Origin of the sequence: Streptomyces olivochromogenes (assembly GCF_001514115.1) — a bacterium.
GTDB lineage: Bacteria > Actinomycetota > Actinomycetes > Streptomycetales > Streptomycetaceae > Streptomyces > Streptomyces olivochromogenes.
Genome location: NZ_KQ948474.1, coordinates 1 through 11,014 on the forward strand (window position 1 = coordinate 1; position 11,014 = coordinate 11,014).

General features: G+C 69.5%; 12 protein-coding genes and 1 pseudogene. 4 read left to right on the plus strand and 9 right to left on the minus strand.

Annotated elements, in window-relative coordinates; all coding sequences use genetic code 11:
• Positions 1-193 precede the first annotated feature (193 nt).
• Genes AQJ27_RS41665 through AQJ27_RS41680 form a run of 4 tightly spaced genes read right to left on the minus strand, consistent with a single transcriptional unit; the run spans position 194 to position 4,035 of the window.
• Positions 194-1,360, minus strand: coding sequence for a site-specific integrase (locus AQJ27_RS41665; protein ID WP_067381169.1), 1,167 nt, complete (start codon positions 1,358-1,360; stop codon positions 194-196).
• The gene (locus AQJ27_RS41670) at positions 1,333-2,502 is read right to left on the minus strand and encodes a hypothetical protein (RefSeq protein ID WP_096240341.1); all 1,170 of its coding nucleotides are present in this window, start codon (positions 2,500-2,502) and stop codon (positions 1,333-1,335) included. Before AQJ27_RS41670 ends, AQJ27_RS41665 begins: the two co-directional genes overlap by 28 nt.
• 14 nt (positions 2,503-2,516) lie before the next feature.
• A complete protein-coding gene (locus AQJ27_RS41675) occupies positions 2,517-2,864 on the minus strand; it encodes a helix-turn-helix domain-containing protein (protein ID WP_067381175.1) in 348 nt (115 codons plus the stop codon).
• A 4-nt stretch (positions 2,865-2,868) separates the two neighbouring features.
• Positions 2,869-4,035 carry a tyrosine-type recombinase/integrase gene (locus AQJ27_RS41680; protein WP_079065653.1) on the minus strand — a complete coding sequence of 389 codons (1,167 nt, stop codon included), beginning with the start codon at positions 4,033-4,035 and terminating at the stop codon, positions 2,869-2,871.
• 218 nt (positions 4,036-4,253) lie between these two features.
• On the opposite strand from AQJ27_RS41680, the gene AQJ27_RS41685 reads away from it, so the two are divergent.
• The 4 genes from AQJ27_RS41685 to AQJ27_RS56810 all read left to right on the plus strand — a co-directional run bounded on the left by AQJ27_RS41685 (position 4,254) and on the right by AQJ27_RS56810 (position 5,701).
• The gene (locus AQJ27_RS41685) at positions 4,254-4,919 is read left to right on the plus strand and encodes a DNA polymerase Y family protein (RefSeq protein ID WP_341866144.1); all 666 of its coding nucleotides are present in this window, start codon (positions 4,254-4,256) and stop codon (positions 4,917-4,919) included.
• Positions 4,920-4,982: 63 nt separating this feature from the next.
• On the plus strand, positions 4,983-5,126 hold the full coding sequence (locus AQJ27_RS56800) for a hypothetical protein (protein WP_159064538.1): 144 nt from the start codon (positions 4,983-4,985) through the stop codon (positions 5,124-5,126).
• 85 nt (positions 5,127-5,211) lie between these two features.
• Entirely contained in the window at positions 5,212-5,388 is a 177-nt protein-coding gene (locus tag AQJ27_RS56805; RefSeq protein WP_159064539.1) for a hypothetical protein, read from the plus strand.
• Positions 5,389-5,563: 175 nt separating this feature from the next.
• Positions 5,564-5,701, plus strand: a complete 138-nt coding sequence (locus tag AQJ27_RS56810) for a hypothetical protein (RefSeq protein WP_159064540.1) — start codon at positions 5,564-5,566, stop codon at positions 5,699-5,701.
• 8 nt (positions 5,702-5,709) lie between these two features.
• On the opposite strand, the gene AQJ27_RS41690 is transcribed toward AQJ27_RS56810, so the two are convergent.
• The 5 genes and pseudogenes from AQJ27_RS41690 to AQJ27_RS41710 form a co-directional block, all read right to left on the minus strand.
• The gene (locus tag AQJ27_RS41690) at positions 5,710-6,756 is read right to left on the minus strand and encodes an aldo/keto reductase (protein ID WP_067381178.1); all 1,047 of its coding nucleotides are present in this window, start codon (positions 6,754-6,756) and stop codon (positions 5,710-5,712) included.
• A gap of 121 nt (positions 6,757-6,877) precedes the next feature.
• The gene (locus AQJ27_RS61000; RefSeq protein WP_425275264.1) at positions 6,878-7,054 is read right to left on the minus strand and encodes an SRPBCC family protein; all 177 of its coding nucleotides are present in this window, start codon (positions 7,052-7,054) and stop codon (positions 6,878-6,880) included.
• A 272-nt stretch (positions 7,055-7,326) separates the two neighbouring features.
• Positions 7,327-8,082 (minus strand): annotated as a pseudogene (locus AQJ27_RS41700) (aldo/keto reductase); the annotation flags it as partial.
• A 21-nt stretch (positions 8,083-8,103) separates the two neighbouring features.
• Positions 8,104-9,360 (minus strand): MFS transporter, encoded by a 1,257-nt coding sequence (locus AQJ27_RS41705; RefSeq protein ID WP_079065655.1) that lies wholly within the window; start codon positions 9,358-9,360, stop codon positions 8,104-8,106.
• Positions 9,361-10,475: 1,115 nt separating this feature from the next.
• Positions 10,476-11,014 (minus strand): SDR family NAD(P)-dependent oxidoreductase (locus AQJ27_RS41710; RefSeq protein WP_067381184.1); only part of this gene is annotated, 539 nt, incomplete at its 5' end.

Here is an 11,014-nt window from a genome sequence, read left to right on the forward strand (position 1 = left end):
CAAAGTAGCTAATGCCGTTAGCTACAGACTAGCCACATTAGCTGTGAGGGTCAACGCCTCACCCAGCCGCGCTCGATCGGGGGCCGAGCCCGGAGCAATGGGCTGCCGCACGGCGTAGTGCTGTTTTTCCGCGAGAACTACTGGGACCCTCATCACCGCAACGTTCCAGGTCGGAGTGCCCAGCTCGTGCTGCTCAGGACATGATCGGGTCGCTCTGGCTGCGGTGCGGGTGCGCGGCGTGGATGTACTTCATGGCGGTGCGGGGAGAGAGGCCGAAGAGGCGGATGAGGTGGAGGGGGTCGTCGGTGTGCTGGGCCTCGTTGAGGATGCGGTCCACGCGCAGGCGGCCCGCTTGGTGGCCGTGGGCGCGCAGGGGCTTGTTGATCGCCTGGATGGACACCGGGGGCTGTGTGTCGTCGGCGGCGGTATGGGCGGTGACCAGCAGGTAGGGGCTGGTGGTGGCGGGCCAGCGTCGGTGGCGTTCGGCCAGCCACTGCCGTGCCAGGCGGTAGGTGAGTTCGTCCAGGTAGACGGTGTGGACGGGCTTGCCGGTGCGCCGCACGCGCAGGGTGGCGCGGCTGTGGTCGAGGTCGTCCAGCAGCAGGTGGCGCTGGTCGTGGGTGCTCAGGGCGTGCACGGCGGCGAGCACGAAGCTGAGCCGGTCGCGGGGGTTGGGGAGGCGGTTGAGAGTGCCGCGCAGCATGTCGTCGGCCAGTGGTCGCGGCAGCACGACGGCGGTGGTCAGGGAGACGGTGCGGGCCGGGTCGCGGAAGATGAGTTTCTCCCGTTTGAGGGCGCGGAACAGGGAGCGCAGGGCGGTGGCCAGGGACTTGGCGGCTTCTCCCTGGACCGGTTCGAGGGCCTGCTCGATGTGGGTACGGGTGACGGCCCGCAGATCGGTGACGCCGCCCTCGTACCAGGTGCACAGCGGGGGCGCGGCCAGACGCAGGTAGGAGCAGACGGTCGACGGGGCGAGCGGCGAGCTTGGGCGTTGGGCCGTGCCGCACAGGACGTCGATCCACCGGTTGAGCGGGGCGCGGAACGGGGCGGGGGCAGTGTCGGCGAGGTGCCGGGCCCGGGCCAGAGCTGCATCCGAGTGCCGGTCGGGGGCGAGGTTTCCGGTCAGGCGCAGGTAGTTGATGACGCGGGCGCCGTGGAAGTGCTTGCGGCGGGCGATCAGCCGCACGTCCTCCTCCGGCAGTGGGGCATGGGCTCCGAGGTGGGCGAGCAGGACGCGCAGGGCGCGGATGCTCCCGTTCATGCGGCCGGCATCCCAGCCGCGGCTCTTGATGTGGGCGACGAACCCGTTGAGCAGGATCCGGGCGGCCGGGGTCAGGGCCGGGAGGTGCCGTTCGTCCACGCGGGTCCAGTCGCGGGGCAGGTGAAAGAGCTCCAGTTGGCCTGGCAGCGCGAGGTGTTCGGAAACAGGGCGGGTGGCCCGTGAGGCTTGAATCGCTTCACGGCGCTTGCGCTGGAGACGGCGGCGCCCGTACAGCCCGCCTTCCCTGCTGCGCGGAGCGAGGGGTCCGCCGAACCAGAGCTGGTCGCGCCGTCCAGGCGGATGCCGTCGAGATCGTAGTCGGTCTCCGCGACGGTGAGCACGCAGCGCCGACAGTGGTCGTCGCGCAACGGCAGCAGCCGACCGCACCGGTGGCACGGGGCCGCCCGGCGGCCGGCGCCCCAGTCCAGACAGGACGTGCACCGCTGGTCCCGCTCGTTCGTCCAGGCCAGGCACTCGCGACAGCTGCCCAGGCCGGCGGACATCCAGGAGGGCACCAGCCGCGGCTGTGGCGGCGCGAGCAGCCCGGCCCGTTTCAGGGCCTCGTGCAGGGTCGGCGCCATCTGCGGGAGGTCCGCGAGCGTCTCGGGGTGCACCAGGCGCTCATCCGGGGGCCGGGCGGCCAGCGCGAGCCGGGCGCCCTCCTCAGTGTGGAAGTGCCAGGTCTGCCCGACGCGGCGTTCGGCGGCCATCTCCTTCAGCACCGCCTGGACTTCGGGGAAGTCGGGGATGGTCCGGCCGCGGATGCGCTTGCCGTGGGCGCGGGTGAAGGTCCTGGGCCAGGGCGCGAACAGCCCGAACTGGCCGGGGATTTCCTCCACGCACACCGCGGGGTCGTCGAGGGCCGTCGGTATCGGGCCGCGGGCCCACGGCGCGAGCCTTTGTCGCGGGCCGGTGGCGGCGCGGTGGCGCAGCGGGTTGCTGTTCAGCGCCAGTCCCTCGATGCGCACGGCCAGTTGCAGCGGCCGTCCGGCGGGTAGGTCGCGCCTTTCGAACTCGGCATGCATCCACGCCGGATCCTGACCGAGCCGGACCGCGATCCGGCATTCCCGGCAGGTGCCGTCCGCGCCGACGATCCCCGGCCAGCCGCACCGGCGGCAGACGGCCTCCCGCAGCCCTCCCTTGGCCCTCTCGTAGCGGCCGCCGCGGCACTCGTAGCACAGGCCGGAACCCGTGATGGTGCCCCAGATCGCGCACAGGCCGCACGAGCCAGGCCGGTTCACCCGTGCCATCCTGCTCAGTTCGGCGGCAGGCGCCGTACGGCGCCTTTGCCGCCGCTCTGCTTCGGCACCGGCCGCCCGCCGCTGCCCGCACCCGGGTCCTGGCCGACCGCTTGCTGCCCCTCCTGCTCCCCGGATTCGCCGCCGGCGAGCGGCTCGGCCTCCATCAGATCGGCGACTGTGCACTTCAGCGCAGCGCAGATCATGTCGAGATCGTCCAGCCTCACGGTCACCGGCCGCGCCGACCACAACGCGCACACCTTGCTCAGTGACGGGGTGAACCCGACCGCCTCGAACGCGGTCTTCAGGTCACTGGGCCGCCAGATGTCCTGCCTGGCCGCCACCCAGCGCAGATTCCACTTCACGCCCTCACGTCTCCCCGCTCAGCCGGCGCACCGCGCGCCGGGACGACTCCAGACTGGCCCGCTCCGGGTCCGCCTTCGCACTCGCCAGATAGCCGACCGTCGTGGTCGGCCAGGTATGCCCCAGCAGCACTTGAACGTCCCAAAGCGGCATCCCCGACTCGTAGTTGTGCGTCGCGCAGGCGTGCCGCAGCAGATGCGGGAACAGCACCGTCACCGTGCCCTTCAGATGGGCGAGCGACGCCGCACGCAGCGACCTGCGGAAGGTGTCGGCGCAGACCGGCGGCGCGACCGCTACCTCGGCACTCAGCGCGGTCGGCAGCCGTTCGGAAGGGAACAGCGCCGCGTACGGATCCAGCGCATCGTCCGGGAACAGGCCCCGGATCTCCTCGATGTACCACCACAGCAGCTCGCGGCCCTCCGCGAACATGAACGCCTCGCGCTCCCGCGGGCCCGACCCGCGCGCGCCCTTTCCCTTGACGAGGAAGCGGCCCCACTGGCCGTTGTCCCAGTGCAGGTCACCCAGCCTCACCAGGCACAACTCGGTTGCCCGCACCCCGGATATGTAGGCGGTCTTGGCCATCACGTAGTTGCGGACCGCGACCGGATACTTGCGCGCCGAGCCCAGTTCCTGGCGCCACGCGGCGAAGAACGCCGTCATCTCCGCGCGCGAGGGCGGGATCCGCAGCCCGAAGTCCCCGCGGTGCCGGGGCCTGTTGAAGGCATCGACCGGTGACTCCACCACCGCCCCGAACCGCCGTCGGATCTCCCCGGCGTACCGCTGTTCGAGGAATGCGAAGTACAGGTCGATGCTGGTGATCTTCTTGCGGACCGTGGTGTGACCGCGCTTGCCCGCCCCGGCGAAGTACTGGTCCAGCTGCCGCGGCGACAGCTCCCAGGGCAGGACGTCGTAGAAGGTGCACACCTCGATCACCGGCTGCACCAGGCGGTTCAGCGTCGTCGGCGCCAGCCCCGCCACATCCCGCGCCCAGCAGTACTCCGCGAGCGTGTCGTAGTAGAGCGCCTGCTCCGCCTCCCGCGACGACGGGTGAACACCGCGGCGCTGAAGGGTCAGGACATCGGCCAGGCCCTCCTCCTGCCTAGGAGGCTGGCCTGGCGAGCCGCGCCCGCTAATCAGCGAGAAGCGGCGAGTATCGGAATCCGCCACGGACATGCAAATTACGCAAGCAGCTCCCGGAATCTGCGAGTTACTGGCAGAACTTCACCCTTTCGAGTGGACGTCACTGTCGATTCGCCAACCAGCATGAACAGGTCGAATGCCTGGTAGCCGGACGCGGTCGAACCCGTCGGTACTCCAGTTTCGCGGTCGCGGCCACCGCATCCGGCCAGTTCACCGGGCCGGGCGGTGTCCTCGCTGTCGGCCCCGGCCAGGTGGCCGACTGGCTCGGACCGCTGCCCGTCGAAGCTCTCCACGGCATCGGCCCCCGTCAGGCCCAGGCCCTGCGTGACTACGGGGTGCACTGCGTCGGCCTGCTCGCCGCGATCCCGCCCGCCACCGTGCAGCGTCTCCTGGGCGGCCGGGCCGGACGCCAGGTGGCCGACCGGGCCCGCGGCATCGACCCCCGCCCCGTCACCCCGCGCGCCCTGCCCGCCTCCGCGAGCGTGAGCCGCACCTTCCCCCGGCACACCCTGGACGGCGCCGCCGTCCGCGCGGCCCTGCTCGACCTCGTCGTCACCCTCGCCGTCCAGCTCCGTGGTCGGGGCCAGGCGGCCCGCGGCCTGACCCTGACCCTGCGTTTCGCCGGAGGCACCACGTGGGAGAAGACCCGTCGGCTCCCGGAGGCCTCCGCGCACGATGACGACCTGCGCACGCCGGCGTACCGGCTGATCGATGCGGCAGGACTTCAGCGCGGCCGCCTCACCGGAATCACGCTGAAGGGCGACGATCTGGTCGCCGCCGGCCAGGTTGCCGAGCAGATCAGCTTCGACGGTGCGCGCGAGGCCCGGCTGGTCGCCGAAGAGGTCAGCGACCGCATCCGCGCCAAGTTCGGGCCCGGCGCGATCCGCCCCGCCACCACACTCCTGCGCGTCTCCTGACCGTCCGACCCCGCCGTGGAGGCGAGACCCGTGCTGCTTCAACCGCCAGGATTTCCAGGCCTGTTGCCCCACACCTTGCCGCACTGGCCGTACGCCACCGCGGTGGGTCAGGCGCTGGTCGACTGCGGTGTCCCGCCGGGCATCGTCCGCGTCGACCTGGCGCCCGCCCGGACGAGCGGATGCGCATCCGGCTGCGGTGGGATGTGAGCCGCTGCGCAGGCCCGGGCGGAATCCGTCTCCGCTGGGACGAGGAGACGGGCTGGGCGTACGCCTACGTCGGCCCCGGAACTCGATGCCCCGCGGCCCGGTCACCTCACTCCAGCGCGTCTACGCGACACCGGAGTCGGTCGCGGCCGACTCCCTCGTGCGCACCGGGTGGCCGCCTGCCGAAGCTCACGGAGAGGAGTGGCCGCAGGCGGGCGCGGTACGCGCCGCGATCGACGCGTACCGGCGACGCACCCTCGGCTAGCTGACGGCGTCGGCTGGCCGCTGCTCGCGGTGGTGCTTGAGCGCGTCCCGGGCGGCCTGCCGCCTGTACTGATCGCGGACACCGTCGGAGAGGTAGCCCGCTGACGTTGAGGTGAAGCTTGCGCACGTTGCAGAAACCCGTGGCTGCCGAAGTGACGCGTCCCTAGGCTTCCCTCATGAGAGCAGCGACGACGAACTGCGGGTGGTGCAGCGCGTACGTGGCCATGATCCCCGTCAACGTCGCTGCGAGCGCCACCGACCGTGGCGACAACCATGGGTTCGACCTCCCTGGGACGGCACTGCGGCGCGCCTGAGTGAGTGTTCAGCGGTCCGGCCGGTGCAGTGCCAGGTCTGCCTCGCTGAACCGGGAGGCCACGAGGTTGGCCTGGTGCCAGTGCGGATAGATGAGGTCGGGCGCGCTCACTTTGTCGAGGCGGTCCACCTCCTCCGGCGAGAGCTCCAGATCAGCCGCCCCGAGATTGTCGGCCAGTTGTTCGTCCTTGCGGGCGCCGACGATGACGGAGGTGACGGCGGGTTTCGTGAGCACATAGGCCAGGGCCACCTGGGCCGGCGAGGCCCCGCGCGCGGAGGCCACCTCGACGAGGGTGTCGATGGTGTCGTAGAGCTTCTCCTCGTCACGCACGGGGGGCTCGGACCACTCGGTGAGGTGCCTGCCGTCCTCGGGCTGCTGGTCGCGCCGGTATTTGCCACTCAGCAACCCTCCCGCGAGCGGGCTCCAGACAAGGATCCCGAGCCCCTGGTCCACAGAGGCGGGAACGAGTTCGTACTCGGCGTCCCTGGACTCGAGCGAGTAGTAGATCTGGTTGCTGACGAACCGCTGGTATCCGTGCGCGTCCGCGACACACAGCGCCTTCATGAGCTGCCAGCCAGAGAAGTTCGAGACGCCCAGGTACCGGACCTTTCCCGAGGTCACGAGGCTGTCGAGGGTCTGCATGGTCTCTTCCAGGGGCGTCAGACCGTCCCACTGGTGCACGTGGTAGATGTCCAGGTGGTCGGTGCCCAGACGGTGCAGGCTGGCATCGATCTGGTCCAGGATGTGCCGGCGCGACAGGCCCTCGTCATTGGGTCCGTCCCCCATGGGCAGGCGTACCTTCGACGAGATGAGGACCGTGTCCCGCCGGCCTGCCAGGGCCTTGCCAAGGATCTCCTCGGCCGCTCCCGAGGAGTACATGTTCGCTGTGTCGATGAGGTTGACGCCGGCGTCGAGGCACATGTCGACCTGACGACGGGCACCGTCCACGTCGGTATGGCCCACATTGCCGAAGACGTCCTTGCCGCCGAATGTCATCGTGCCCAGGGCGATCGTCGAGACCAGCAGCCCTGAGTTCCCCAGCTGTCGGAAATCCATGGTCAGTCTTCTCCCGTTCCTGATCGGCAGGGCGGTGAGGCAACGGCGTGCGTCGCGGCCACTCGGGTCGACCGGCCGCGTCGCGAGGGCTCGTCGCCCGGCAATCCGAGCGGCCGGCCCCTCACGACAATGCCCTGCTCAGAGCTTCCAGACCATCGCCGTAGATTCCGGTGACGAGAGCGACGACGTCGGCTTCCGAGGCGTCCGTGGGAACGAAACGTCCCGACCACTGGATCTCGCTGACGGTCGCGTCGCCTGAGACGGCGTGCACCCGCAGGGTGGAGACGCAGTCGGTCACCAGGAACGGCGCCTCGATATTGGCGTAACTGTACTGACGCGCTCTTCCTCGTTGAAGGCGACCAAGCGCTCGACGATGGTGCCCCCGTCGGGGGTGCCGAGCCTTTTGAGGCGTCCTTCCTCCTCCAGGGTGCTTGACGGAATGTAGGGAAGCCAGTCGGGCAGCAAGCCGACCCCCCGATCAGCTGCCACACGCGTTCCAGAGGGGCCGGGAACGTCCGTTCCTGGGCGAGCCGAGGATGAGCGTTCGCCGGGGGGAGAGAGCGGATGGAATTAGATGCCGCTCGGCAGAGGTGCCTGCGGGCTCACCAGCCGTGCCTCGCGAAGTTCTCGCCAGAACCGGTCCGGGGTCTGTTCGTGGAGTGCCGCCAGGTCCTCGGCGATGCGGCTGGGCTTCGTCGCCCTGGGAATGACCGCGGCGCTCACCGGGTGGGCGAGCGAGAACTGCAACGCGGCGGCCTTGATCGAGACCCCGTTCCGGTCGGCGATGGCCTTGATGCGCCCCACCCGTTCGACGACTTCCGGGGGCGCGTCCTGGTACTCGAAATGGGTTCCGCCGGCCAGGATTCCGGAGCTGTACGGTCCGCTCACCACCATGCCGACTCCCTGCTCCTGCGCCTGCGCCATGGGCAGCAGCCGCTGCAAGGCCCGCTCGTGGTCGAGGAGGGTGTACCGGCCGGCCAGCAGGAAGCCGTCGGGCTTCGGTCCATCGAGTGCCGGGGTGAGTTCGATGGGTTCGGTGCGGTTGACCCCCAGGCCCCAGGCCTTGATGACGCCCTCGTCCCGCAGCTTGCTCAGCACCCGGCACGCCCCGGCCCTGGCTTCCTCGAACTTGCCGATCTAGAGGTCGCCGTGGAAGTCCTGCGCCACGTCGTGCACCCAGACGATGTCCAGCCTGTCCACGCCGAGGCGCTGCCAACTGCCGTCGATCGAACGTTCCGTGGTATCGGCGGTCCACTCGTGGAGGATCTTGTCCGGCCTTCCCTCGGCGAACGGACTTCCCTTCTCGCCCAGATCGCGACTGCCGGATGGTTCCTTTCCGGGAGTCGGTCACCCTATGGAACCGGGCTGGGGTGCCAGCGGCTGCTCCGCCGCCCGTGTCACGCGAGTGGTGGAGAAGAAGAGGAGAAGGCCCGCCAGGGTGAGGAAGAAGCCGGCCCACGCCGAGGAGAGGATTCCGAAGCCTGCGCCGATCACTGCCCCGCCCGCCCAGGCGCCGACGGCGTTGGCGACATTGAGCGATGCCAGATTCATCGCTCCCATGAGGGTGGGAGACTCGGGGGCCAGGTCGGTCAGGCGCACCTGGATCGTCGGAATGGCGGTCATCATGGCCGCGCCGATACCTATGAGGGTCACGAAGAGGACCCACGGCTGGGCGCCGTACAGGGCGAGCAGTACCAGCAGGACCAGCGCCGTGCCGAAGCCGCCCACCAGGCCGCGCGACGGATGCCGGTCCGCGATGCGGCCGCCGTGGAGGTTCCCGGCGGTCATGCCGATACCGAAGACGGCGAGAGCGATCGGCACGACGCCGAGGTCGAGGCCGGCCGCATCGGTGACGTAGGGACCTATGAAGCTGTAGACCGCGAAGATGCTGGCCACGCCCACGGCGGCGACGCCCATGACGGTCCACACTGCGGGCTTTCGCAGCGCGCCGACCTCCTTCACGAGGGAACCGCCACTCAGATCCCGGGTCCGCGGTACGAAGAGCAGGAGCGCCAGCAGAGCCGCGGCACCGACCCCGGCCACGATCACGTAGGTGACTCGCCACCCCGTGGTCTGCCCGAGGAATGTCGCGAGGGGCGATCCGACGATCGTGGCCACGGTCAGACCGGTCATGACGAGTGAGAAGGCCTTGCCGGACCGTCCGGGGCCGACGACGTAGGAAGCGACGACCGCGCCGGCACCGAAGTAGGCCCCCTGCGGCAGACCGCTCACGAACCGCGCCGCCACGAGCATGCCAAGGTTCATGGCGAGGGACGACAGCAGGTTTCCGACGACGAACAGGCCCATCAGCCCGAGCAGAAGCGGGCGTCGGTTCATACGGGCAGCAGCCAGTGTGATGGAGGGCGCGCCGACGACCACCCCGGCGGCGTACGCGGCGATGGCGTTAGTGGCCGAGGAGAGCCCCAAGTGAAGGTCGGCGGAGAAGAGTTGAAGAATCCCCATGCTCGCGAACTCGGACGTTCCGATCGCGAAACTGCCCAGGGCCAGAGCGAACAAGGGAAGCCTGCCTGGCCGCCGGTGGGGGATGACGGCGCAGCGCTTGTCCTCTGCCGCGCATTGGGCTGCGTACGCCTTCTCATGCATGGACTGCCACCTCTGCTGCCCGGAGAACGCCGAGACCGAGGACGCCGGCTGCTGGAAGAAGGCGGGCGCGCCGGTGGTGCGTCGGACAGGGTGAACAGAACCTGTCCATCGGGCTCAGGCCTCGCACAGGATCCCGCCCGCGGACGCTCGTATATCGATTGTGCACCCGCTTCTGCGATACTGCAGCAGGGCATTTCGATGTCTCTACTCCACCAAGTTCGCTGTGGCTGAGCTCATGCGTTTGAGGCGGAGTTTCCCCACCTGGAGTGTCGTCTCCGACGAGCCGCAGCGTCTGCTGCGCTGGGATTTCACCCCATCGGCTGTGCGTGAGAATTCGGCTCGCATTCTAATGCCGTGTGGAATTATTTGATTGAATATGGATGCCTGAAAATGGTACGTCGGAATCAGCTCTTCGGGATGCGGTCCTTAATGCGGGCAACATCCGAATCGAACTCGTCGCTGCCGGCTGGGAACCGTCGGCGTATTACGTCCGTGCCGGTGGGGCCGGCCACTGCGGCGGAGGAAACAGGCTGAGCCTGCGCGGCCCGCGGCTCGTTCGGGCCGCCGGCGGAGCTACGCGCTTGCCGGCCGTTCTTGCTGGCCTACGACGGATGAGCACGCAGCCGGTTCCGGAACGATGATCTCAGCACATCGACCCTGTGCGACGAGAGGCGCAGGCCTGCCCGATTTCGGCAAGGCCGGGCAGTACCTGCTGGCAGTGCCGGAGTTGCTTCGCGGACGTGGATACGACGGGTGACGGTGCATTCTCGTCGAATGCGACCTGATGGCCCGGTGGGGTGCGGTCATGACCGATCCTTCTACGGCGTCGGCCGGTCACTGTGCCACGGCCCAAGACTCTCGGGGCGCGGAGCCGGACTCCCTCGGGTACACCGCCAGGTCTCACTCTGCCCTGGGCCTGGGGCCCTTGCTTGCGCTGGGAGTCCTTCTGCTCGTCGCTGCCTGGGTGGTGAAAGTCCGAGTCGTCGACGAAGGCTGGTCGCCCGGCCCGCTCGTGATGCCGGCTGACGCCACGACCGGCCCCCTGACCTCACGTGGACACCCCGCGCCTGCGCGAAGACTTCTCCCGCGACGGCGCCGCCGCTCCGGGAGGTCGCTCAGGGGAATATGGTGGGGACCAGGCCGCCGTCGACGCTCAGCGCCGCGCCCGTGGTCGCCGCCGCCTGATCCGATGCGAGGTAGGTGATCAGGCCGGCCACCTCTTCCGGACGGATCAGACGTCCCAGCAAGGAGTTCGCGGCCCGCCCGTCCGCGACGAACCTGCGCTCCTGCTCGGCGACGTCGAGGCCCGGGTAGAGGTCGGCCCACATCTTCAGCACGCCGGAGCTCAAGGTCGGCCCGGGCAGTACGCAGTTGACGGTCACTCCGCTGTCGGCGACCTCCTGGGCCATGCCGCGCGACACCGCCAGCTGTGCCGTCTTGGTCATGCCGTAGTGGACCATGTTCGTGGGCGTTTGGATCGCGGCCTCGCTGCTGACGAACACGACCCGGCCCCAGCCGCGCTGCGCCATCCGGGGAGTGTAGTGGCGCGCCAGACGTATGCCGGAGAGCACGTTGACGTGGAAGAAGCGCAGCCATTCCTCGTCGGGAATCTCGAACACCGGCTGGGCGGCGAACACGCCTGTGTTGTTCACCA